This is a genomic window from Streptomyces sp. NBC_01428 (assembly GCF_036231965.1).
In the GTDB taxonomy this organism is placed as follows: Bacteria; Actinomycetota; Actinomycetes; order Streptomycetales; family Streptomycetaceae; genus Streptomyces.
In genome coordinates, this window is sequence record NZ_CP109499.1 from 7669870 (window position 1) to 7693128 (window position 23259).

The window sequence follows — 23259 nt, forward strand, 5'->3', positions numbered from 1 at the left end:
GGTGGGGTGAAGATCACAGCGGTACGACGGCGTCCGCGTATCCCGCGCTGAGTACCGTGAGCGGGTGCCCACGAGCAGGAACACGTTCTCATCATGGCGGCGACGTCTCGCGCAGCGCGCCGTCCATGCGGGCTGGGCCTGGGTGCAGCGCACGGGCGCGGTCACGGCCGACCATCCGGGACGGTTCCGCTTCGGCGCCATCGGGCCGAGCACCCGCCTGGCCTTCCCGCTCGGCACGGTCTTCGGGGAGCCCTGGATCCACCTCGGCTCGCACTGCATCGTCGCCGAACAGGTCACGCTGACCGCGGGTCTGATGCCCGACCTCGACCTCGGCCCCGATCCGATCCTGCGCGTCGGCGACGGCGTCGTGCTCGGCCGCGGCAGCCATGTCATCGCCGACACGACCGTCACGATCGGCAGCGACTGCTACTTCGGGCCCTACGTGTACGTCACGTCCACGAACCACTCGTACGACGATCCGCACCAGCCCATCGGCCGGCAGTGGCCCCGGATGGAGCCCGTGGAGATCGGCGCCGGCTGCTGGATCGGGACCGGGGCGGTGATCCTGCCCGGTGCGCGGATCGGCCGGAACGTCGTGGTGGCCGCCGGCGCGGTCGTACGGGGCACGGTGCCCGACCGCTGTGTGGTGGCCGGAGCCCCCGCGCGCGTCGTCCGGCGCTGGGACCCCGTGGACGGGTGGCAGCCGCCGCTGCGGACCCCGCCGCCGGTGCCGATCCCCGACGGGGTGACCCCGGACCAGTTGTCGGCGCTCTCGGGGCTCGACGAGGAGACGGCCGCGCGCCTCGCCGCACTGGACCCCGACACGCCGGACGCCTCCGCGGACGTACCGGTGCAGACCGGGGACGTCCGCGCCGAGTCCTGAACCGTTCGGTCCCCGCCCGGCCCGGCGGTCATCCCGTCGCCAGCAGCACCGTGCCGACCAGGGCGAGTCCGGCTCCGGCGGCCTGCACGGAACGCAGCCGTTCACGCAGGAGGCCGCGCGCGGCCAGGGCCGTGACCACCGGATAGAGCGAGGCGAGGACGGCGGCCACGGTGACCGGGCCGTGCTGGGCGGCCACCGAGTACGTGCCGTTGGCCGCGACGTCGGCGAGGCCGACGAAGGCGAGCGCGGGCAGGGAGGCCCAGGGGAAGCCGCCCTCGGGAAGCGCGGACGCCCCACGCCGCACGGAGACGGCCAGCGCCGCGCCGCCGGTGGCGACGTTCGTCACGCGCTGCACGAACAGGGCCAGGAACAGTCCGGTGACCGACGAGGACGCCTCCGCGATGAGCGCGAACACCGTGCCGAACCCGGCGGCCGCGATCAGCGTGAGGAGGATCGCCTGCCGCTGCACGGGCGCTCCGCGCAACTGGGGCCCGCCCGCGAGCACGACGCCGGACACGGCGACCGCGATGCCCGCGACCTGCAGCAGCCCGGGGCGCTCGCCGAGGAAGAGGCCCACGCCGATCGGGACGGCGACGGCCAGTGAGCCCAGCGGGGAGACCACGCCCATCGGGCCGAGCGCGAGCGCCTTGTAGAAGGAGAGCAGCGCGACCGGACCGACGAGGCCCGCCGCGAACGCGAACCACAGCTGCGGGCCCGCCGCGCTCCAGGCGCCGGTGACGAGCACGATCGCGCCGAGCACCACCGCGGCGATCGACTGGGAGACGACCACCACCGTGAGGGCGGGCGTGCGGCGGGTCAGCAGTCCTCCTCCGAAGTCCGCCAGACCCCACAGGAGGCTGGTGGCCAGGGCGAAGAGTGCTGTCACGGGGGCCTCGCAGTACAGTTCGGTGGACGGTCAGGTGCACCACACGATAGTTCACCTGATTGAACTCTGTCATTCACAATATTGGACGGAATGTGTCGGATCTCGACCTGCTGACTCAGTCCCTGGGGCGCAACGTCAAGCGCTGGCGCGCCGAGCGCGGCTTCACCCTGGAAGCGCTCGCCGCCCGCGCCGGAGTCAGTCGCGGCATGCTTATCCAGATCGAGCAGGCCCGCACCAACCCCAGCCTCGGCACCGTCGTCAAGATCGGCGACGCGCTCGGCGTCAGCATCACCACCCTGCTGGACTACGAACAGGGGCCCCGCGTCAGGATCGTCCCCGCCGACCAGGCCGTACGCCTGTGGCACACCGACGCGGGCAGCTACAACCGGCTGCTGGCCGGGACCGAGGCGCCCGGCCCGCTGGAGATGTGGGACTGGCGGCTCATGCCGGGCGACGGCAGCCCCTCCGACCCGCACCCCGCGGGCACCGTCGAGCTCGTGCACGTCCTCGCGGGCGAGATGACGCTGACCGTGGACGGCGTCGAACACCGCGTCCCCGAGGGCGCGAGCGCGTCCTTCGAGGCCAACACGCCGCACACCTACGCCAACAAGGGCGAGGTCCCGGTCGACATGGTGATGGCCGTGTCCGTACCGCTGGTCCACTGAGCCGCGTCCGGGCTCCCGTCCGCCCGTTGGTGCGAGGGCTCCCGGCGCCCCCCTGCTCGCGTGGCGGACGCCCCCGCCGGGCCGGTGGGCACCGCTGTTAGCGTGCGGTCATGCGCGCACCGATCGGACACTTCGACCACGCCGTCCCCGCCCCCGACTGCCTGGACGAACTCACCCGCCCCGTCGCCGACGCCGTACGCGGCTGGCGCGGGGCCACCCCCGCCGAGCAGATCGTCCACGTCGACACGAACCCCGAATGGGCCGACACCGCCACCTTCGTCGAGCACTACGGCAAGGAACTGCTCGACCGGTCCGCGAACTGCGTGGTCGTCGCCGGAAAGCGCGGCGGTGAGACGACGCTGGCCGCCTGTGTCGTCCTGTCCGCCACCCGCGTCGACGTCAACGGCGTGGTGCGCCGCCAACTCGGGGCGCGCAAGGCCTCGTTCGCCCCGATGGACACGGCGACCGGCGAGACCGGCATGGAGTACGGCGGCATCACGCCCGTCGGACTCCCCGCCGACTGGCCGGTGTTGGTGGACGCGGCCGTCGTCGCGCTGCCGTACGTGCTCGTGGGAAGCGGCCGCCGACGCGGCAAACTCCTGGTGCCGGGAGCGGCGTTCGCCGAACTGCCGAACGCGGTCGTACTGGAGGGGCTGGGCCTCGCCTGACCCCTGCGGCGGGGGAGTGGCGGCCGAGGTCGGCCCACCGCCCCCACCGGGCCTCGTTCAGACGGTGACGTGATGGGCCAGCCGCCCGTGCGGGTCCGCCTCGCCGGGCAGCGGCGCCGGGTCGGCGTGCACGAGCGCGGCGGTCAGCTTCGGGACCGCGTGCAGCAGGGCGTGCTCGGCCTCGACGGCGATGGCATGGGCCCGGCGTACGGTCACCTCGCCGTCCACCACCACGGCGACCTCCCCGCGCAGCCGGTGGCCGATCCAGCGCAACCGCAGCTCGCCCACGTCCCGCACACCCGCGACGTCCCGCAGTGCCTGCTCGGCGCGGTCCACCAACTCCGGCTCCACGGCGTCCATCACGCGCCGGAACACCTCGCGGGCCGCGTCCCGCAGCACCACCAGGATGGCCACCGTGATGGCCAACCCCACCAGCGGGTCCGCGAGTTGCCAGCCCAGGGCCGAGCCGCCCGCGCCCACGAGCACCGCGAGCGAGGTGAACGCGTCGGTGCGGGCGTGGAGTCCGTCCGCCACCAGCGCGGCGGAGCCGATCGCGCGGCCCACCCGGATCCGGTGCCGGGCGACCCACTCGTTCCCGGCGAAGCCGATGAGCGCGGCGACCGCCACCACCGGAAGATGCCGGACGGGGTGCGGATCGAGCAGGCGGCCGACCGCCGCCCAGGCCGCGAAACCGGCGGACGCGGCGATCGTCAGTACGATCACGACGCCCGCGAGATCCTCCGCCCGCCCGTAGCCGTAGGTGAAACGCCGGGTCGCCGCGCGACGGCCCAGCACGAACGCGATCCCGAGCGGTACGGCCGTCAGCGCGTCGGCCGCGTTGTGCACGGTGTCGCCGAGCAGGGCGACCGACCCCGACAGTGCCACGACGACCGCCTGGGCCAAGGCCGTTGTCCCGAGGACGGCCAGGGACACCCACAACGCGCGCATGCCCCGGGCCGACGACTCCAGCGCGGCGTCGACACGGTCGGCCGTGTCGTGGGAGTGCGGGGCGAGCCGATGGCGGAGCCGGCGGATCAGGCCGGGATGCGGGTCGCCGGCCGGGTGATGGTGGCCGGCGTGCTCGTGATCGCCGTGCGGGTGCGGGTGCGGGTGCGGGTGGGAGTGCGCGTGCGATTGGGCGGGCGGGTCGGCGTGCTCGGTCCGGCCGTGCTCACCGTGCGGAGGCCGGTGCTCGGCCCGGTCGGGCTCGCCCGGCGCGGGGCGGTGAGGGCCGGAGTTGTGCTCGTGGTGGCGATGGCCGGCGCCGTGCTCGTCGCGGTGGCCGTCCTCGTGATGGTGCCGGTCGTGCACGGGCGTCCCCTTCCGGTGCGCGGGAGTGGACGCACGGGCGCCCACGACGCCATTATGTGCGTATGAGCGCACGCATGCACCTGTCACCTGCGCACGATGCGCACCCGCGCAGCCCCGGCGAGGAACAGTTCGCGCTCGCGGCCGAACTCCTCGCCCTGCTCGGCGACCGCACCCGGCTGGCGCTGCTGCACGCGCTGACCGACGGCGAGGCGGACGTCAGCACACTGACCGAGGGCTGCGGGGCGGCCCGCCCCGCCGTCAGCCAGCACCTGGCCCGGCTCCGTCTCGCCGGGCTGGTGAACACCAGGAAGGACGGCCGCAGGGTGATCTACTCGCTCGGCGACGGCCATCTGCGCCGGGTGGTCGACGAAGCGCTGAGCCTGGCCGACCACCGGCTGTCCGACCGTCCCGCGCACGACTGAGTCCACGCGCCGGCCCGGGACTCCGGACCCCGCGGGACCTGCCGGCCGGGACTCGGCACCCGCGGAACCTGCCGAGCGGGACTCAGGACCCCGCGGGACCAGCCGGGGGCACCGTGTCGTCCTCGCCCTCCTCCATCAGGTTCGCCGCCGCGCCCACGATGCTCGGGTCGGGCAGCCCGACGACCTCCTCGTCCTTGTCCGCGTAGGCGAAGCGGGCCAGCACACTGCGCATGGCGTCGACGCGGGCCCGCTTCTTGTCGTTGCTCTTCACCACCGTCCACGGCGCCTGTTCGGTGTCCGTCTCGCGGAACATGGCGACCTTGGCCGCCGTGTAGTCGTCCCAGCGGTCCAGCGAGGCCAGGTCCATCGGGCTGAGCTTCCACTGCCGCACCGGGTCGACCTGGCGGATCGTGAAACGGGTGCGCTGCTCGCCCTGCGAGACCGAGAACCAGAACTTGATCAGGTCCACCCCGTCGTCGACGAGCATCCGCTCGAACGCGGGCGCCTGCCGCATGAAGCGCCGGTACTCGTCGTCGCCGCAGAAGCCCATCACCCTCTCCACACCGGCCCGGTTGTACCAGGACCGGTCGAACATCACGATCTCGCCCGCCGTCGGCAGATGCTCGACGTACCGCTGGAAGTACCACTGACCGCGTTCCCGCTCGGTGGGCTTCTCCAGGGCCACGACGCGGGCGCCGCGCGGATTGAGGTGCTCGGTGAAGCGTTTGATCGTGCCGCCCTTGCCGGCCGCGTCACGCCCCTCGAAGACGATGACGAGCCGCCGTCCCGTCTCCTTGATCCAGCTCTGCAGCTTCAGCAGTTCTATCTGCTGGAGCCGCTTGTGCCACTCGTACTCCTTGCGCTCCATCCGCTGTTCGTACGGGTAGTTCTCCCGCCAGGTGTCGACCGTGCTTCCGTCCGGCCGGATCAGTACCGGGTCGTCGTGGTCGGTGTAGTCGACCCGCATGCCTGCCAGCAGTTCCGTCATCCGGCCCTCCCCTTCTCGTACCGCGCGTTCCCCGTCGACCGAGTTCTTCCCGCCGAGTCAGTGGAACTGCGGCACGATCAGATAGATCCCGTACGCCACCACGGCCGCGCAGGCCAGGAAGCAGAGCCCTGCCTGGGTGATCCCCAGGACGCCGCCGCCGGAGGAGCCCGTGTCGGCGGCGCCTTCACGAGCCGCCTCGACCCGGGCGAGCCCGAGCACACCGAGGGCGAAGACGACGACCACGGCCACGGTGACTCCCGTGCTCACCGCGGCGACCTCGCCGAGTGCGGTCCAGTCGAGATGCATGTCCGGAACTCTCCCTGACTCAGGCGGCCGAGCCGACGCCGGCCGGCGCGGCCGTACGGACGGTGACCTGGTGGTCGTCGTTGACGTTCGATGCGTGCACCGGGTTGCGGCGTGAGGCGGCGACGATGAACGACGCGACGGCCACCGCGACGAGCGCGATCACCACGGTGCCGAACGTTCCGCCGTGCTTCACCACGCTCGCCGACACACCGCCGACCAGCGCGGCGGCCGGCAGGGTCACCAGCCAGGCGACGGCCATCCGGCCCGCGGTGCCCCAGCGCACCTCGGCCAGCCGCCTGCCCAGTCCGGCGCCGAGGATGCCCCCCGAGCAGACCTGTGTGGTGGACAGCGCGAAACCGAGGTGGGCCGAGGTCAGGATCACGGTCGTGGAGGCCGCCTCGGCCGCGAAGCCCTGGGGTGACTGGATGTCCGTGAGTCCCTTGCCCATCGTCCGGATGATCCGCCAGCCGCCGATGTAGGTGCCCAGACCGATCGCCAGGCCCGCCGACGCGATGACCCAGACCGGCGGGCCGGCGTCGTGGCCGAGCGCGCCCGCCGAGATCAGTGTCAGCGTGATGACGCCCATCGTCTTCTGCGCGTCGTTCGTCCCGTGCGCCAGGGACACCAGCGAGGCGGAGGCGATCTGGCCGAGCCGGAAGCCCTTCGTCACCGACTTCTCGCGGGCCCGGGCGGTGATCCGGTACGCGAGGTAGGTGGCCAGGAGCGCGGCGACGCCCGCGACGACCGGCGAGGCCACCGCCGGGATCAGGATCTTCTCCAGCACCTTGTCGAAGTGGACGCCCTTCGCGCCCGCGCCGACCCACACCGCGCCGATGAGCCCGCCGAACAGGGCGTGCGAGGAGCTGGACGGAAGCCCGAGCAGCCACGTCAGCAGGTTCCAGAGGATCGCGCCGACCAGGCCCGCGAAGATCATGCCGGGGGTCACGAGGGTGTCGTCGACGATCCCACCGGAGATCGTCTTGGCGACCTCGGTGGACAGGAACGCGCCGCCCACGTTCAGAACTCCACTGATGAGGACGGCGGTTCTGGGCTTGAGGGCGCCGGTGGCGATGGACGTGGCCATCGCGTTCGCCGTGTCATGGAACCCGTTGGTGAAATCGAAGGCCAGAGCCGTGACGATGACGACCGCCACGAGGAACGTGATGTGGTCCATCCCTCGATGAAAGCAATCGGAGGCGTACGCCGGGCGAACCGGAGGCAAAGCGCACGCATGGCCGAGTCGAGATGGACGTGTGTTCACGACGTATCGGACGGCGCCCGGCCACGCGGACATCGCTGATGATCCGTCAAACCGCTTGCCCGGCAGCGGACGCCCTGTTCAGGATGACGGCCATGCCGACCTTCGCCGCATCCGACGGAACCCGACTCGCCCACCACGGCAGGGGCGAGGTCCCGCCGCTGCTCTGTCTGCCCGGTGGGCCGATGCGCGCCTCCGCCTACCTCGGCGACCTCGGAGGGCTGGCCCGTCACCGCCGGCTGTGCCTGCTCGACCTGCGGGGCACCGGCGCCTCGGACCGTCCGGCCGACCCGGCGACGTACCGCTGCGACCGCCAGGTCGACGACGTGGAGGCGTTCCGGGCGCACCTCGGACTCGACCGGGTCGATCTGCTCGCGCACTCGGCGGGCGGCGACCTGGCCCTGCTGTACGCCGTCCGGCACCCCGAGCGCGTCCGCTCCCTCACGCTCGTCGCCGCTCGGGCGCGGGCCCTCGGTGTCGACTTCACGCCGGAGCACCGGGCGGAGGGGGCGGCGCTCCGCGCGCGGGAACCGTGGTTCGAGGGTGCGCACGCGGCGTACGGGCGGATCTGGGCCGGCACCGCGAGCGATGCCGACTTCGACGCGGCCACCCCGTTCTTCTACGGCCGTTGGGACGCGGCCGCACGCGCCCACGCGGCGACCGACCTCGACCAGACGAACGAGGAGGCCGCCGACCGCTACGCGACACCGGACGCCTTCCGGCCCGCGGCGGCCCGGGCCGTGGTGGCCGCCTGGGACGTGCGGGTGCTGCTCGTCCCGGGCGCGCTGGACAGCGGCCCGCTGCCACGCGTCGCCGCGACCGTCGCGGACCTCTTCGCGCGGGCCGAGACGGCCGTCCTGCCGGGGGCCGGGCACTTCCCGTGGCTCGACGAACCGCGACTTTTCACGGACACGGTCGAGGGTTTCCTCGGCCGTCAGGAGTGAGCGGATGGGGTCTCCTCAGGACGCTCCGGACCTGCCGGACCTGTCTGCGTGAGGAAGGGGTGGAGTGAAGGCGGGGAACGGGCCCTGGGCCAGGCGGAGATCGACCCACTCCGCCGACTCGCCAGGCAGGACGTACCGGTCGGACTCCACGAACCCGTGGTGTCGGGCGAAGCGCAGGCCCGCCTCGTTGGCCGCGAGCACCACCGTCTCGATCGTCTCGGCACCCAGCGCCCGGGCCTCGGCCAGGCCGCGGGCGTACAGCTCCTCGCCGAAGCCCTGTCCGCGGTGCTCGGCCAGCACGCGCGCGATGACGGTCGCGGTCCCGCCGTCCCCGGCCGGCGGGCGCACGGTCGTGCAGCCCACCAGGACGTCACCCACGTACGCGACCTCCAGACGGTAGCGCCGGACCCGCTCGCGCACCTCGTCGAGCGACAGGGCGGCGGGCGGCACGATCACGTTGTGGACGTGCTGCCAGTCCCTGAGACGGGCGTCGTCGGCAGGCTTCTCGATACGCAGTGTGGGCACCGGAACAGGAGACCGCCCGGGCGGCCCGCCGTCAACGGCGTTTGCGCGCAAGGCCGTCCGGACGGTGCCCGGGCGGTCGTGCTCCGCCGGTTCAGCCGAGACGCGGGATCTCGATCGCGGGGCAGCGGTCCATCACCATGTCGAGCCCGGCGGCGCGCGTCCGTTCGTAGGCGCCCTCGTCGATCACGTCCAGCTGGAACCACACGCCCTTGGCCCCGATGGTGACGGCCTCGTCCGCGACCGGACCGGCCAGCCCGCTGTTGACGAAGACGTCGACGACATCGACCTCGAAGGGGATGTCCGCCAGCGACGCGTACCCCTTCTCCCCGTGGACCGTCTCGGCCTTGGGGTGCACCGGCACGATCCGCTTGCCGAAGCGCTGGAGGACGTCGGCCACGCCGTAGGCCGCGCGGTGCTGGTTCGAGGAGAGCCCGACGATCGCCCAGGTGTCGCCCAGCTCGGTGAGGATCTTGCGGATCGTTGCCTGGTCGCCGTACACGCTCGGCCTCCTCGTGGTCCCTGACATGGATGCTCGGCCCTCCGGCCGCTCACCAGGCACAACGGCTCGCGTCACGCGGTGATTCCCGTCGGTTCCCGGCGGTTCGCCGACGTCGCCGCCGGGCGGGCGGAGAACCGGCGAAGGCGGCGCGACCCGGGCACCCTTGGGTCGCGCGGGCGGGAGTGCCCGTCCGGAATGGCGCCGACCTCCCCGCGCCCGGCCGCCCACCGGCCTAGGCTCAGCCCGTGCTCCGTATCCTCGACGCCCGTACGGGCGAACTCATCGACGCCGCCCGCGCCCGCCGCGGCCTGGTCCGGGTCCACGCGCGCGTGGACGCGTTCGACACCACGGCGCTGCGGGTGCTGGTCTGCGCCGACGTCCTGGTACGGGCCCTGGAGGTCGGCAGCAACCCCGTGTGGTCGACCCTGACGTCGGCCGAGGATCCTGCCGACGCGGACAGGCTGAGGGAGAGCGCTGCCGGACTCGGCATCCGGCCCTTCGAGGAGCATCACGACACCGGAACGGGACCGGCGGCATCCCAGACGGTCGAGGTGTGCGCCGCGGGCGGAACGGCGACGGACGCCGTCCGGTTCGAGGTGGCGCCCGTCGACACCGACGGCGGCCCGGTTCCCGCACCCGCCGACCCCACCGTCCTGCGCCTGGCGCTGCTCACACCCCCCAGGGACCGGCCCCTCCGTCTCGACGCGGCGGCCCTGGCGGACGCCGAGAGCACCCTCAAGCGCCGGCGCGCCGCCGTCGCAGCCTGGGCCACCCGGCCGTCCAAGGCCGTCCCCGACGCCGTACGCCTGCGGCTGCGCACCGCCTGGGAGGACGACCTGGACGTCCCCGCCGTCCTGGACGTGCTGGGGTGGATCGAGACGTCGGACCTCGCGGAGGGAGCGCGCTTCGAGTCCTACGCCTACGCCGACCGGCTGCTCGGCCTGGAACTCACCCGCGAGATCGGTTCGGCGTGGTGAACCGGCGCGCCCAGGCGGGCCCGCGGCGCAGACTCGTCGTGCTGCGGCACGCGAAGTCCGCCTACCCGGCCGGAGTCCCCGACCATGAGCGCCCTCTCGCGCCGCGCGGACTGCGGGACGCGCCCGCGGCCGGACGCGCGCTGGCCGAAGCCGACTGGATCCCCGACCTCGCGCTCTGCTCCACCGCCGTACGCGCCCGGCGGACCTGGGAACTCGCGGCCGACCAGTGGGGCACGCCGCCGCCGGTACGGGTCGACGAACGGCTGTACGCGGCGGACGTACCCGAGCTGCTCGAAGCGGTACGCGAAGTCCCCGAACGGGTGAGGACGTTGCTGCTGATCGGACACAACCCCGGGCTCGAGGAACTGATCCTCACACTCGCCGGTGACGGATTCGACGACACACTGGACCAGGTCAGGACGAAGTACCCGACGTCGGCCGTCGCGGTCCTCGTCTGGCACGCCGCGGGCTGGCACGAACTGGCGCCCGGCACGGCACTGCTGACGGACGTCGCCGTGCCACGCGGCAAGAAAGCCTGATCCGCGGGGCCGGCCGGTCGCCGGCCGGCCCCGACCCTCCGGTGCCGGTCGGGCGGCACCGCCGTCGGGCACGCGCGCGTACAGCGCATACGCTGGGACGATGCAGGACGAGTACCGCACCGTGGCCCGCGCGGGTGTGCACGAGACCGAGATCAACCGCTCCCGCTTCCTGTGCGCCCTCGCCCCGGCCGCCACCGAGCAGGAGGCCCAGGACTTCATCGCCGCCGTCCGCAAGCGGCACGCCGACGCGAGCCACAACTGCTCCGCCTACGTCATCGGGGCCGACGCGGCCGTGCAGAAGGCGAGCGACGACGGCGAACCGGGCGGCACCGCGGGCGTCCCCATGCTCCAGATGCTGCTGCGCCGCGACATGCGGTACGTCGTCGCCGTCGTCACCCGCTACTACGGCGGGATCAAGCTCGGCGCCGGTGGACTGATCAGGGCGTACGGCGGCTCGGTGGGCGAAGCGCTGGACGAACTGGGCACCATCACCCGGCGCCGGTTCCGGCTGGCGACCGTCACCGTCGACCACCAGCGGGCCGGCAAGGTGGAGAACGATCTCCGCTCCACCGGGCGCGAGGTGCGTGATGTTCGTTACGGCGAGGCGGTCACCATCGAGATCGGGCTGCCGGACGCCGACGTGGACGCGTTCCGCGCCTGGCTGGCCGACGCGACCGCGGGGGCGGCCGGGTTCGAGCTGGGCGGAGAGGCCTACGGAGACGTGTGACAGGCAGGGCGAACCGGACGAAACGGTCAACTCCCTTGCGTTCATGACGGGCTGATACGGGAGTAACCGCCCGTGATGTCAGACCCGGCCGTTACCCTTCGGGGATCATGAGGCTCCTGCACACTTCCGACTGGCATCTGGGCCGGGCGTTCCACCGGGTGAACATGCTCGACGCCCAGGCCGGGTTCATCGGCCATCTCGTCGGCACCGCCCGCGAGCGCGAGGCGGACGCCGTGGTCGTCTCGGGAGACGTGTACGACCGTGCCGTCCCGCCGCTCGCCGCCGTCCAGCTCTTCGACGACGCCCTGCACCGGCTGGCCGACCTCGGCGTGCCCACGATCATGATCTCCGGCAACCACGACTCCGCGCGACGCCTCGGCGTCGGTGCCGGGCTCATCGACCGGGCGGGCATCCACCTGCGGACCGACGCCACGGCCTGCGGCACGCCCGTGGTGCTCACCGACGGCCACGGCGACGTCGCCTTCTACGGCCTGCCCTACCTCGAACCGGCCCTCGTGAAGGACGAGTTCGGCGTGGACAAGCCGGGCCACGAAGCCGTGCTGGCCGCCGCCATGGACCGGGTCCGCGCCGACCTCGCCATGCGCGCGCCGGGTACCCGCTCCGTCGTCCTCGCCCACGCCTTCGTCACCGGCGGCGCGGTGAGCGACAGCGAGCGGGACATCACCGTCGGCGGGGTCGCCTCCGTGCCCGCCGGGGTCTTCGACGGCGTCGACTACACCGCCCTCGGCCATCTGCACGGCAGCCAGACCATCAGCGAGCGCGTGCGCTACTCGGGCTCCCCCCTCCCGTACTCCTTCTCGGAGGCCGACCACCGCAAGACCATGTGGCTGGTGGACCTCGGGCCCGACGGCTCCCTGGACGCGGAGCGGATCGACTGCCCCGTGCCACGCGGCCTCGCCCGCGTCCGCGGCCACCTGGAGGACCTGCTCGCCGACCCGGCCCTGGCGCGTCACGAGGACGCCTGGGTCGAGGCCACCCTCACCGACCCGGTGCGGCCCGCCGATCCCATGGCCCGGCTGACCGAGCGCTTCCCGCACACGCTCAGCCTCGTCTTCGACCCCGAGCGCGCTCCTCAGGACCCCGACGTCTCGTACGCGCGGCGCCTCGCCGGCCGCAGCGAGCAGGAGATCGCCGAGGACTTCGTCGCGCACGTGCGCGGGGCGGGCCCCGACCCGAGCGAACAGGCCGTGCTGCGGGACGCGTTCGACGCCGTCCGCGCCGACGAGACCGTACGGGAGACCGCCCGGTGACACCCCGCCCGCCGCACCCCCCTGGGACCGCACGCCCGGACATCGAGAGGACCCGATGAGGCTGCACCGCCTGGACATCACCGCCTTCGGCCCCTTCGGCGGCACCCAGCGGGTCGACTTCGACGAGCTGTCCGCCGCCGGACTCTTCCTGCTGCACGGCCCGACGGGCGCCGGCAAGACCTCCGTCCTCGACGCCGTCTGCTTCGCGCTGTACGGCGCGGTCCCCGGCGCCCGGCAGAGCGGTCAGGGCCTCGGCCTGCGCAGCGACCACGCGGCCCCCGCCACCCGCACCGAGGTCCGCCTCGAACTCACCGTCGCCGGAAGGCGCCTGGAGGTCACCCGGCAACCGCCCTGGGCGCGCCCCAAGAAGCGCGGCACCGGCACCACGACCGAGAAGGCGCAGAGCTGGCTGCGCGCCTACGACTCCGCCGCCGGCGCGTGGACGGACCTCAGCCGCTCCCACCAGGAGATCGGCGAGGAGATCACCCAACTGCTCGGCATGAGCCGTGAGCAGTTCTGCCAGGTCGTGCTGCTGCCCCAGGGAGACTTCGCGCGTTTCCTGCGCGCCGACGCCGAGGCCCGCGGCAAGCTGCTCGGCCGGCTCTTCGACACCCACCGGTTCGCGGAGGTGGAGAAGCGCCTCGCCGAGCGGCGCCGGGCCACCGAGGCCGAGGTGCGGTCCGGAGACGCCGCGCTGCTCGCCGACGCGCACCGCATGCACCAGGAGGCGGGGGACATCACCGAGGTTCCGTTCCCCGACCTGGACCCGGGGGATCCGGGTCTCGCCGAGTCCGTGCTCGCCTGGGCGGCGGTGGCCCGCAGCACCGCGCGCGAGCGGTCGACCATCGCCCACTGCGCGCGCCGGGCCGCCGAGTCGGCGCAGGCGGAGGCGGACCGTGCACTGGACGAGGTACGTGAAGTGGACCGGCTGCAGCGCCGGTTCACCGAAGCACGGGAGCGGGCCGCGCGCCTGGAGGACCGCGCCGACGCCCACCGCGACGCCCGGACGCGGATGGAGCGCGCCCGCAAGGCAGAGGCCGTCGCTCCCGCGCTCGACCTGCGCGAGGCGGCCGAGGCCGAGCACCGGCGGGCGGCCGACGCGGAGACCCGCGCGCGGGCGGAGCTGCCGGAGACGTTCGCCGGGGCCGGAGCCCCGGGGCTGGCCGCCGCCGCACGCAAGGCCGCCGAGGAGCTCGGCGGCCTCGCGTCGGCACGCCGCGCCGAGCGCCGCCTCACCGAGCTCGGCACGGAGCGCGCCGCTCTGGACCGCCAGGAGCGGGCCGACGAGGACGTCCTCCAGGACACCGAGAGCTGGCTGGCCGACTGGGAGAACCTGCGCGCGGACATCGAGGCGCGGATCGAGGCCGCGCAGGACGCCGCCTCCCGCGCGGAACAGCTCGGCGTGCAGCGCGACCCCGCGATCAAGCGGCTCGGTGCGGCCCGCGAGCGCGACGCGTTCGCCCGGGACACCGAGGACGCCCACGAGCGGACCCTCACCGCGCGCGAGACGGCCACCGAGGCCCGCACCCGGTGGCTCGACCTGAAGGAGCAGCGCCTCCAGGGCATCGCCGCCGAACTTGCGGCCGGCCTCGTCGACGGAGAGGCCTGCGCCGTCTGCGGCGCCACCGAACACCCCGCCCCCGCGCGGAAGATCGCCGGACACGTCGACCGCGAGACGGAGGAGCGTGCCCTCGCCGCCTACCAGCGCGCCGACGAGGAGCGGGCCGAGGCGGAGCGGCGCCTCGGTGTCGTCCGCGAGGCCCTGGCCGCCGCCACGGCCGAGGCCGGAGACGCACCGACCGGGCAACTCGCCGAAGAGGCAGAGGAACTGGAGCGGCTCCTCGACCAGGCACGCGGAGCGGCCTCCGGGCTGCACGCGGCTCGCGAGGCGCGCGAACAGGCCGAGCGGGAACACCGGCAGCGGCTGGCCTCCCAGCAGGAAGCCTCCCGCCGGGTCGCCTCACGCGCCTCGCTCAGGGACGCCCTCGACCGCGAGAAGGCCGCACTGGAAGAGGAGTTGGAGCAGGCGCGCGCTGCCGCCGTGAGCGTGACCGTGCGGGCCGCCCAGCTGGAGCGGCAGGCCGCGCTCCTCACCGAGGCGGCGGACTGCGCCCGCGCGTTCGAGGACACCGCGCAGCGCCTGAAGGACGCCGACGCGCGACTCGCCGACGCCGCCTTCCGCGCCGGGTTCGAGACCCCCCGGGCCGCAGCCGACGCGCTGCTCGACGACGAGGCCCACCGCGATCTCCAACGGCGGCTCGACGCGTGGCAGTTCGAGGAGTCCGCGGTCCGTGCCGTGCTCGCCGAGGCCGACACGGCGGACGCCGCCCGCCGCCCGCCGGCGGAGCTGCCCGCCGCCGAGCGGGCCGCCGAAGCCGCCGACCGGCGCCTGCGGGAGGCCGCCTCGACGCAGGACGCGGCGGCTCGCCGCTGCACGGAGCTGGACGGCCTCTCCGCCCGGGCCGTCAGGGGAGTGGTCCGGCTCGCCCCGCTGCGCGCGGAGTACGACCGGGTGGCCGGGCTGGCCGGTCTCGCCGCGGGCACGTCGGCGGACAACGAACGCAGGATGCGCCTGGAGTCGTACGTCCTCGCCGCCCGCCTGGAGCAGGTCGCCGCCGCCGCGACCGTACGGCTGCAGCGCATGTCCTCCGGGCGCTACACCCTGGTGCACTCCGACGACCGCGCCGGCCGGGGCCGCAGCGGGCTCGGGCTGCACGTCGTGGACGCGTGGACCGGACGCGAGCGCGACACGGCGACCCTGTCGGGCGGCGAGACGTTCTTCGCCTCCCTCGCCCTCGCCCTCGGTCTCGCGGACGTCGTGACCGACGAGGCCGGCGGGGTCCGGCTCGACACGCTCTTCATCGACGAGGGCTTCGGCAGCCTCGACGACCAGACCCTCGACGAGGTCCTCGACGTCCTCGACTCGCTGCGCGAGCGCGACCGCAGCGTCGGCATCGTCAGCCATGTCGCCGACCTGCGCCGTCGCATCCACGCCCAGCTGGAAGTGGTGAAGGGGAGGACGGGGTCGGTCGTGCGGCAGCGGGGCGGCGAGGGGTGAGCGGGGCGCTCACCGGGCCGTGAGGCCGGCGACGCCGGGCGGGACCTCCAGCGGGCGGCGCCGAGGCTGACACCTGCCTGCCGTCCCGGCGCCTTTCCACGCCCGTTCGCGTCAGCGGCCGACCCGGCCGACCCGGCCGTCGCGTCCACCGCGTCGGCGTCAGTGGCCCAGCGGGCGGCGGGGCAGCGGCGAGGAGTAGACGACGCTCGTCGTCACCGAGCCCAGCGTGCCGATCTTGCCCGCCACCGTCTCCAGGTGGGTCATCGAACGCGCCGCGACCTTGATGACGAAGCAGTCGTCGCCGGTCACGTGATGGGCCTCGAGAATCTCGGGCGTCGCCTCGACGAGGTCGTGGAACGGCTTGTAGTTGCCGTTCGGATACCGGAGCCGCACGAAGGCGAGGATCGGCATCCCCAGACTCTCCGGCGCGACGACGGCCGCGTACCCCTGGATGACGCCCGCCTCCTCCAGGCGCCGCACCCGCTCGGTGACGGCGCTCGCGGACATGGAGACGGCACGGGCCAGGTCGGCGAAGCTGGCTCGGCCCTCCCGCTGGAGGACGTCGAGGATGCGCCAGTCGGTGGCGTCCGGGGAATACGCGGTCACTGTTGATGCATACCAGCCGAATCCCCGGCGGATCAAGAGCGATGCCGTGGATCGTCGCTTCAGGACGGCGATCGACGACCGTAGATTTCTGGTCAGGAAGTCCCGCGGGACCGGTGCGGCACACGTACCGGGGTGGCGACGGCGGCACCGGGCCGGCGGGACACGGGTGGAAGGCCAGACCATGACTGTCACCACTGCCGGCACGGCAACCGAGACCGCTGCGACTCCGGAGGCCACACCGGCGAACCCCGTTCTGCGGGTCGCGCCCGCCTCGCCGGCCGTCGCGGCGGCCTACTTCGGGGCGAGCCTCGCCTTCCACGCGGACGTGTCCGACGTGGCGGCGGCCCTCTCCGCCGGCGGGGACCCCGGATTCGTCGTTCTCGACTCCCGCTCCACCGCGTCCTGGGACCAGGGACACGTTCCCGGCGCGGTCCACCTGCCGACCGCTCTCATCCCCGAGCAGGCCGGGCACCTGCTCGACCGGTCGGTGCCCGTCGTCACGTACTGCTGGGGCCCCGGCTGCAACGGCGGAACCCGTGCGGCGCTCGCCCTCGCCGAACTGGGCTACCAGGTCAAGGAGATGCTCGGTGGCTTCGAGTACTGGGCGCGCGAGGGCTTCGAGTTCGAGACCTGGCAGGGGCGGGAGCGCCGCGCCGCCGACCCGTTGACATCACCCGTGGACACGGACGACTGCGGTTGCTGAGTGTCCCAACAAGGGCCTGAGGGGCGCCAATTGGACGTTCAAGGCATCACCGGCGCGGTACCGGGCGGCTTCGGGGCGCCTGCCGAACGGATGCCGGCGGGCGCCGTGTAGCTTCTGCCCATGGTCAGATACGCGGAGCCCGGTGCGGTCGAGTGGGTGGAGTCGGGCGGCGGGCCGCTCATAGCGATCCCGGAAGCGGTCCTGCCGTTCTGGTCGGGGGCGGACGGCGACGAGATGTCCTCCGACTACGACCGGGCCTGCGATGTCGAGGGCTTCATCGGGCTCGTACCCGTCGGCGACTCCAGAGCCCTGGTCCTCGGCGACGAACCCGCCTCGACCTCCTACCTCCCCGAGCACGGCGTCTTCGTACGGTGGAGCGCCGCCGAGTCCGAGGACGAACTCCTCGCCGTCGTCCCGGCGGCCCTCGCGACGGCCGTGTGGGATCCGGAGGTGCAGTGGAACGTGCCCGGCCCCGTCGTCCTCTTCGACGCCGCGTGGCCCGGCCCGGCCTCCGAGCGCACCGACCACCTGAAGGTGGCCCTCGCGCCGGGCCGGTACGGGGTCCGCGCGGCCCATGTCGAGCCGGGCCCCGAGACATGGGTGGGGCTCGTCCAGCTGCGTCGGCTCGCGCACTGACGCGTGGTGCGGAGCGGCCCTCGCCGGCAGGGCCGCCCCGCACGCCGCGGTCAGAGCCGGGACAGCTCCTCCACCAGATCGTCCAGTCCGAGCGACCCCAGCGACAGGGCGGCCATGTGCCACGCCTTGGCGTCGAAGGCGTCACCGTGGCGCCGCTTCGCGTTCTCGCGGCCCAACAGCCAGGCGCGCTCGCCGATCTTGTAGCCGATGGCCTGCCCGGGCATCGTGAGGTAGCGGGTCAGCTCGCTCTCCACGAAGTCCGAGGGACGACTGCTGTGCGCACCGAAGAACTCCTGCGCCAGGTCCGGCGTCCAGCGCTCGCCCGGGTGGAACGGCGCGTCGGCCGGGATCTCCAGCCCCAGGTGCATCCCGATGTCGATGATCACGCGGGCGGCCCGCATCATCTGCGCGTCGAGGTAGCCGAGCCGCTGCTCCGCGTCCGTGAGGAACCCCAGTTCGTCCATCAGGCGCTCCGCGTACAGCGCCCAGCCCTCGCAGTTGGCGCTGACCCGGCCGACGCCGGACTGGTAGCGGGACAGGTCATCGACCACGTGCACCCACTGGGCGAGCTGCAGGTGATGGCCGGGCACGCCCTCGTGGTACCAGGTCGACACGAGATCGTAGACCGGGAAGCGGGTCGCGCCCATCGTGGGCAGCCAGGTGCGGCCCGGGCGCGAGAAGTCCTGCGAGGGGGCCGTGTAGTAGGGGGCGGCGGCGCTGCCGGGCGGGGCGATGCGCGACTCCACCCGCTTGACCTGCTCGGCCAGTTCGAAGTGGGTGCCGTCCAGGGCCGTGATCGCCTCGTCCATCAGCCCCTGGAGCCAGGCCTGGACCTCGTCGACGCCCTCGATGTGCCGGCCGTGCTCGTCGAGGTGCGCGAGCGCCACCCACGGGGTCGACGCGCCGGGCAGGATCTTCTCGGCCTCCGTCCTCATCTCGGCGAGCAGCCGGTGGTACTCGGCCCAGCCGTACGCGTACGCCTCGTCCAGGTCGAGATCCGTGCCGTTGAAGTAGCGCGCGAGCCGCGCGTACCGTTCGCGGCCCACCGTCTCGGACCCGCCCTCGATCGTCGGCGCGTACACGTCGCGCATCCAGTCCCGCAGGGAGAGCAGCGCCTCCGTCGCGGTCCGCGCCGCCGTGTCCAGCTCCTCGCGCAGCGACGCCGGGCCCGCCGAGACGAAGTCCTCGAACCAGCCGCGCCCCTGCCCGTCCGTGTCCGACCACTCGGTGAGCTGCTCGATGAACGTGGCGGCCGGGCGCGGGGCGGCGTACAGCTTGCGGTCCAGGCCGAGGGCGAGCGACTCGCGGTAGCCGGTGAGCGCGGCCGGTACCGCCCGCAGCCGCTGGGCGACGGTGGCCCAGTCCTCGTCCGTCCCGGTCGGCGTCAGCGTGAAGACCTGCCGCACCGAATGCACCGGGGTGTGCAGGTTGCCGACCGCCCGCAGGCCCTCGCCGGCGTCGTGGACCGCGAGTTCGGCGGTGAGCCGCTCCCGCAGGAGTCGGCCGCAGCGGCGCTCGATGTCACGCTCCGCTCCGGGCTGCCGCTCGGCCTCGTCGAGCCGGGCGAGCGTGACGCGCGCCAGTTCGGCGACGGCCTCCTGGCCGGCGGGCGAGGTGTCGGGGAGCCTGCCGTAGCTCTCCGGAACCCCGAGATAGGTACCGAGGACCGGATCGAGGGCGGTGAGCTCGTCGACGTACGCGTCGGCGACCTCGCGGGGCAGCGGCTTCTTCGTCTGTGACATGCGGCCATCCTCGTACGGGGACGGCCGCCGCGTCAGCCCCGGTCCGCCGGTCCGGTCACCGCATCAACCGGATTTCGCCGCCGGTGACGACCCTGCCGGGGCCGGGGGCAGCAGCGGTCCGCAGTCCCACTGCTGGAAGATCAACCGCGTCTCGACGCGAGCCACTTCGCGTTGGGAGGTGAACTCGTCGAGCACCAGCCGCTGAAGATCCGCCATGTCCGCGACCGCGACGTGGATGAGGTAGTCGTCCGGGCCGGTGAGGTGGAAGACGGTCCGGGACTCCGGCAGCAGCCTGATCCGGTCCACGAACGGGCCCACCAACTCCCGCCGGTGCGGCCGGACCTGCACGGACAGCAGGGCTTCGAGACCCCGCCCCAGCTTCGCCGGGTCCAGCCGCAGCTGATGGCCGAGAATGACCCCCGCCCGCCGCAGCCGCGTCACGCGGTCCAGACAGGTCGAGGGCGCGACACCCACCTGTGCCGCGAGATCCCGGTACGTCGTCCGGGCGTCGTTCTGCAACAGCCGCAGCAGATGAAGATCGACCGGATCGAGTACGACGGAATCGGCCATGGCGCGAACGTAACACGGGATGCGGCGCCCGAACCCCGTCGGGTGTTCAGGCTTCCTCCCATGGACTCCGTTGTGTACGACACCGCAGACGCGTACGACGCCGACGCCCGCGACGACCGGCGGGGAACCGGCGCCGCTTCCGTCGCCCGCCCCCGGGCCCTCGCCACCGAGGCCGTGCACGCCGGCCGGGAGGATCTGGCCGCCCTCGGGCTGCACGCGGCCCCGATCGACCTGTCCACCACCTATCCCTCGTACGACAGCCGCGGGGAGGCGGCCCGCATCGACGCGTTCGCCGCCGAGGGCGCCGAACCCGAGGGCCCGCCCGTCTACGGGCGCCTCGGCAACCCGACCGTGGCCCGCTTCGAGACGGCCCTCGCGCGCCTCGAAGGCACCGAGAGCGCGGTCGCCTTCGCGAGCGGCATGGCCGCACTCAGCGCCGTGCTGCTGGTACGGAACGCGATGGGCCTGCGCCATGTCGTCGCCGTCCGGCCCCTGTACGGGTGCAGCGACCACCTGCTCACGGCGGGGCTCCTCGGCTCCGAGGTCACCTGGGTCGACCCGGCCGGCATCGCCGACGCGCTGCGTCCGGACACGGGCCTCGTGATGGTCGAGTCGCCCGCCAACCCGACGCTCGCCGAACTCGACCTCCGGGCCGTCGCGCACGCCTGCGGGTCCGTCCCGCTCCTCGCCGACAACACCTTCGCCACCCCCGTGCTCCAACGCCCCGTCGAACAGGGCGCGCGGCTGGTCCTGCACAGCGCCACCAAGTACCTCGGCGGACACGGCGACGTCATGGCCGGCGTGGTGGCGTGCGACGAGGAGTTCGCGCGCGGGCTGCGCCAGGTGCGGTTCGCGACGGGCGGTGTCCTGCACCCGCTGGCCGGCTATCTGCTGCTCCGCGGCCTGTCGACCCTGCCGGTACGGGTCCGGGCCGCCTCCTCGAACGCCGCCGAACTCGCCCGCCGACTGGCCGACGACCCGCGCGTGGCCCGCGTCCACTACCCGCGCATCGGCGGCGCCATGATCGCGTTCGAGGTGCACGGCGACCCGCACGACGTCATCGCCGGGGTCCGGCTCATCACCCCGGCGGTGAGCCTCGGCAGTGTGGACAGCCTCATCCAGCACCCGGCATCCATCAGCCACCGCATCGTGCCCACCGAGGACCGCCATGACGCGGGCGTCAGCGACCGGCTGTTGCGCCTGTCGGTGGGCCTGGAGGACGTCGACGACCTGTGGTCCGACCTGGACGGCGCGCTGGGGTTCACGAGCGGCGGCTGAGGGGGGCGGGGAGCGGGTGCGGGGGAGCGCCGGGGCTCGGGTGCGGGGGACGGGCGAGGCGGTGGCGAGCCCCCCGGTGGGTGGTGCCGCCCGCCGCCTTCGCCCCGCCGGTGAACGGGCACGCCCGTTCACCGGCTCGCGGGTCAGTCCCGGACCGCTCGCGTCCCGTGCTGCTCCTGGCCCTCGCCGACACCCTGCTCGTACGGCAGCAGCGAGGTGGTCACCGGCGTCGTCTCCAGACGGGCGGTGATGACGAGGGTGCCCTCCTCGATCTGGTAGTCGAGAGGGAGTCCCAGACTGCGCATCGCGGCGACCATGCCGGTGTTGGAGGCCTGCGTGACGGCGTACACGCTCTCGCAGCCGGCCTCCACCGCCATCGTCACCAGGCGGCCGATCAGTTCGGTCCCGATGCCGCGTCGCTGCCACTCGTCCTCGACGAGGAGGGCGACCTCCGTCTCGTCGCCGTCCCAGAGGAGGTGGCCGAGTCCGACGATCCGGCCCGACGCCGTCTGCACGGCGAGGGTGCGGCCGAAGCTGGGGCTGAGCAGGTGGTTGAGATAGCGGTCGGCGTCACCGACCGGGCCGTGATACCGCATGCCCAGCGTGCGCGGCGAGCAGCGCTCGTGCATCGCCTTGGCCGCCTCGACGTCGGAGAGGTCGGCGCGCCGCACGGTGATCGCGTTGCCCTGCGGAAGCGTCAGCAGGTCCCTGCCGCCGGGGATCCGCGGACCGAGCCGCGCGTCCAGTTCCACCAGCGCCCGCGCCCGCGCGAACTCGGTGGGGGTGAAGGGCAGGTACGGCCGCTCCACCGTGATGACTCCGCCCTCGGGCGCCCGCAGCCGCATCACCGTGCCCTCCAGCGCCCCCTCGACGGGAGCTCCCTCCGCCGCCCGTCCCGAGAGGGGCGACTTGGCGGGCAGCGAGCGGATGGTGCACCGGCCGAGCAACTGCCGGAGCGCGAGGGGAAGTTCGGAGGCGTCGAGGGCGGTACGGGTGGCCAGTCCCAGCACCCGGGTCGGTGCGTCCACGAGGTCGTGGGCGTCCGCCCGCTCGATCCAGGTGGCGCTGCCGCCGGCCCGTGCCACGTCACGGGTGATCTCGGACGCGGCCAGCTCGGCGGGCGCGCGCAGCAGGAGTTCGTCCACCGTGCCGTCCGCCAGGGGGTGCGTCTGCAGGCTCAGGATGTCGACCTGCCGGTGGGCGAGGGCGGCGCACAGCCTGGCCAGCGAACCCGGGGCGTCCTCGACCGTCGTGCGCATGCGCCACAGCACGGTCTCCCCGGCCGCGGCCTCCGGCCTGCCGGGACCCGCGTGCTGCTCCTGTTCGTCGGACGGCCCGGCCGCTCGCCGTTCGGCGAGGGGCCGGGTGCCGGTATCGCCCGTCGGCGGTGCGTGACCGTGGCGGCGTGCCCACCATGTGTGGAATCCGGCCGTGGCGACCAGGAGCACCGCCGAGATCGCCAGCAGGGCGGGGCCGTCCGGCCCGTGCCCGATCAGGTTGGCCACACCGTCGGCGACCGCCACGGCCGTGAAGAGCGCGGCGAGTTCGACGACATCGCGTCGCCAGTGGTGGACGGGGCGTCCGTGCTTCGCACGCGTCACATCAGACATGTCTGGAGTCATACCGACACTGTGAAGGAACGGTGTTGCGTGATCACGAACGCTTTGTGACTGATCGGTTAAGTGTCACTCTGTCCCTTTTGTAGTTCTTTTTTGAGGATCTTTACCTCGAACGTGCGCGCGGCTGTGCGTGCCCGATCAGGGCACGCACACGGTGCGGGTGCGGATTCCGGCTCCG

Annotated in this window: 24 protein-coding genes; 13 read left to right on the forward strand and 11 right to left on the reverse strand. The window is 73.5% G+C overall.

Annotated elements, in window-relative coordinates; all coding sequences use genetic code 11:
* Positions 1–64 precede the first annotated feature (64 nt).
* The gene (locus OG406_RS33300; protein WP_329189298.1) at positions 65–883 is read left to right on the forward strand and encodes an acyltransferase; all 819 of its coding nucleotides are present in this window, start codon (positions 65–67) and stop codon (positions 881–883) included.
* A gap of 28 nt (positions 884–911) precedes the next feature.
* Here OG406_RS33300 and OG406_RS33305 read toward each other — a convergent pair whose 3' ends face one another.
* Positions 912–1769: a DMT family transporter gene (locus tag OG406_RS33305; RefSeq protein WP_329189300.1), complete on the reverse strand. Its 858-nt coding sequence runs from the start codon at positions 1767–1769 to the stop codon at positions 912–914.
* 92 nt (positions 1770–1861) lie between these two features.
* Here OG406_RS33305 and OG406_RS33310 point away from each other — a divergent pair, with 92 nt between their 5' ends.
* A complete protein-coding gene (locus OG406_RS33310; protein WP_081223185.1) occupies positions 1862–2434 on the forward strand; it encodes a helix-turn-helix domain-containing protein in 573 nt (190 codons plus the stop codon).
* Positions 2435–2544: 110 nt separating this feature from the next.
* A complete protein-coding gene (locus OG406_RS33315) occupies positions 2545–3102 on the forward strand; it encodes a YbaK/EbsC family protein (RefSeq protein ID WP_164374794.1) in 558 nt (185 codons plus the stop codon).
* A gap of 57 nt (positions 3103–3159) precedes the next feature.
* Here the strand turns inward: OG406_RS33315 and OG406_RS33320 are convergent, their stop codons facing one another.
* Positions 3160–4458 (reverse strand): cation diffusion facilitator family transporter, encoded by a 1299-nt coding sequence (locus OG406_RS33320; protein WP_443067124.1) that lies wholly within the window; start codon positions 4456–4458, stop codon positions 3160–3162.
* A gap of 17 nt (positions 4459–4475) precedes the next feature.
* Between OG406_RS33320 and OG406_RS33325 the strand changes: the two genes are divergently transcribed.
* Positions 4476–4835, forward strand: a complete 360-nt coding sequence (locus OG406_RS33325; RefSeq protein ID WP_266611813.1) for an ArsR/SmtB family transcription factor — start codon at positions 4476–4478, stop codon at positions 4833–4835.
* 82 nt (positions 4836–4917) lie between these two features.
* Here the strand turns inward: OG406_RS33325 and ppk2 are convergent, their stop codons facing one another.
* Genes ppk2 through OG406_RS33340 form a run of 3 tightly spaced genes read right to left on the reverse strand, consistent with a single transcriptional unit; the run spans position 4918 to position 7303 of the window.
* The gene (gene ppk2 / locus OG406_RS33330) at positions 4918–5823 is read right to left on the reverse strand and encodes a polyphosphate kinase 2 (RefSeq protein WP_329189304.1); all 906 of its coding nucleotides are present in this window, start codon (positions 5821–5823) and stop codon (positions 4918–4920) included.
* A 57-nt stretch (positions 5824–5880) separates the two neighbouring features.
* Positions 5881–6129 carry a hypothetical protein gene (locus OG406_RS33335; protein WP_164374791.1) on the reverse strand — a complete coding sequence of 83 codons (249 nt, stop codon included), beginning with the start codon at positions 6127–6129 and terminating at the stop codon, positions 5881–5883.
* Positions 6130–6148: 19 nt separating this feature from the next.
* Positions 6149–7303 (reverse strand): inorganic phosphate transporter, encoded by a 1155-nt coding sequence (locus tag OG406_RS33340; protein WP_164374790.1) that lies wholly within the window; start codon positions 7301–7303, stop codon positions 6149–6151.
* A gap of 179 nt (positions 7304–7482) precedes the next feature.
* Between OG406_RS33340 and OG406_RS33345 the strand changes: the two genes are divergently transcribed.
* Positions 7483–8331, forward strand: a complete 849-nt coding sequence (locus OG406_RS33345) for an alpha/beta fold hydrolase (protein ID WP_329189307.1) — start codon at positions 7483–7485, stop codon at positions 8329–8331.
* Between the two features lie 15 nt (positions 8332–8346).
* On the opposite strand, the gene OG406_RS33350 is transcribed toward OG406_RS33345, so the two are convergent.
* Both OG406_RS33350 and OG406_RS33355 read right to left on the reverse strand, forming a co-directional pair.
* Entirely contained in the window at positions 8347–8856 is a 510-nt protein-coding gene (locus OG406_RS33350) for a GNAT family N-acetyltransferase (protein WP_329189309.1), read from the reverse strand.
* Positions 8857–8947: 91 nt separating this feature from the next.
* Positions 8948–9355 carry a CoA-binding protein gene (locus tag OG406_RS33355; RefSeq protein WP_179165483.1) on the reverse strand — a complete coding sequence of 136 codons (408 nt, stop codon included), beginning with the start codon at positions 9353–9355 and terminating at the stop codon, positions 8948–8950.
* A gap of 245 nt (positions 9356–9600) precedes the next feature.
* On the opposite strand from OG406_RS33355, the gene OG406_RS33360 reads away from it, so the two are divergent.
* From OG406_RS33360 to OG406_RS33380, 5 genes are all read left to right on the forward strand, one after another.
* Positions 9601–10332 carry a hypothetical protein gene (locus OG406_RS33360; protein ID WP_267050177.1) on the forward strand — a complete coding sequence of 244 codons (732 nt, stop codon included), beginning with the start codon at positions 9601–9603 and terminating at the stop codon, positions 10330–10332.
* Positions 10329–10871 (forward strand): SixA phosphatase family protein, encoded by a 543-nt coding sequence (locus tag OG406_RS33365; RefSeq protein WP_267050176.1) that lies wholly within the window; start codon positions 10329–10331, stop codon positions 10869–10871. The genes OG406_RS33360 and OG406_RS33365 overlap by 4 nt, the downstream gene beginning before the upstream one ends.
* A gap of 100 nt (positions 10872–10971) precedes the next feature.
* On the forward strand, positions 10972–11598 hold the full coding sequence (locus tag OG406_RS33370) for a YigZ family protein (RefSeq protein ID WP_329189312.1): 627 nt from the start codon (positions 10972–10974) through the stop codon (positions 11596–11598).
* A 107-nt stretch (positions 11599–11705) separates the two neighbouring features.
* The gene (locus tag OG406_RS33375) at positions 11706–12869 is read left to right on the forward strand and encodes an exonuclease SbcCD subunit D (RefSeq protein ID WP_329189314.1); all 1164 of its coding nucleotides are present in this window, start codon (positions 11706–11708) and stop codon (positions 12867–12869) included.
* Positions 12870–12924: 55 nt separating this feature from the next.
* Positions 12925–15927 carry an SMC family ATPase gene (locus tag OG406_RS33380; RefSeq protein ID WP_329189316.1) on the forward strand — a complete coding sequence of 1001 codons (3003 nt, stop codon included), beginning with the start codon at positions 12925–12927 and terminating at the stop codon, positions 15925–15927.
* A 159-nt stretch (positions 15928–16086) separates the two neighbouring features.
* On the opposite strand, the gene OG406_RS33385 is transcribed toward OG406_RS33380, so the two are convergent.
* On the reverse strand, positions 16087–16533 hold the full coding sequence (locus tag OG406_RS33385; RefSeq protein ID WP_164374783.1) for an Lrp/AsnC family transcriptional regulator: 447 nt from the start codon (positions 16531–16533) through the stop codon (positions 16087–16089).
* A 181-nt stretch (positions 16534–16714) separates the two neighbouring features.
* On the opposite strand from OG406_RS33385, the gene OG406_RS33390 reads away from it, so the two are divergent.
* Complete coding sequence (locus tag OG406_RS33390) at positions 16715–17236, forward strand: rhodanese-like domain-containing protein (RefSeq protein WP_267050173.1); 522 nt, start codon at positions 16715–16717, stop codon at positions 17234–17236.
* Between the two features lie 120 nt (positions 17237–17356).
* Positions 17357–17872 carry an immunity 21 family protein gene (locus OG406_RS33395; protein WP_164374781.1) on the forward strand — a complete coding sequence of 172 codons (516 nt, stop codon included), beginning with the start codon at positions 17357–17359 and terminating at the stop codon, positions 17870–17872.
* A gap of 50 nt (positions 17873–17922) precedes the next feature.
* Here OG406_RS33395 and OG406_RS33400 read toward each other — a convergent pair whose 3' ends face one another.
* Positions 17923–19614: a DUF885 domain-containing protein gene (locus tag OG406_RS33400; protein ID WP_267050172.1), complete on the reverse strand. Its 1692-nt coding sequence runs from the start codon at positions 19612–19614 to the stop codon at positions 17923–17925.
* A 63-nt stretch (positions 19615–19677) separates the two neighbouring features.
* Positions 19678–20184: an Lrp/AsnC family transcriptional regulator gene (locus tag OG406_RS33405; RefSeq protein ID WP_081223168.1), complete on the reverse strand. Its 507-nt coding sequence runs from the start codon at positions 20182–20184 to the stop codon at positions 19678–19680.
* 60 nt (positions 20185–20244) lie between these two features.
* On the opposite strand from OG406_RS33405, the gene OG406_RS33410 reads away from it, so the two are divergent.
* Complete coding sequence (locus tag OG406_RS33410) at positions 20245–21462, forward strand: trans-sulfuration enzyme family protein (protein WP_266854234.1); 1218 nt, start codon at positions 20245–20247, stop codon at positions 21460–21462.
* Positions 21463–21605: 143 nt separating this feature from the next.
* On the opposite strand, the gene OG406_RS33415 is transcribed toward OG406_RS33410, so the two are convergent.
* Positions 21606–23072, reverse strand: coding sequence for a GNAT family N-acetyltransferase (locus OG406_RS33415; protein ID WP_329189321.1), 1467 nt, complete (start codon positions 23070–23072; stop codon positions 21606–21608).
* Between the last annotated feature and the right edge of the window lie 187 nt (positions 23073–23259).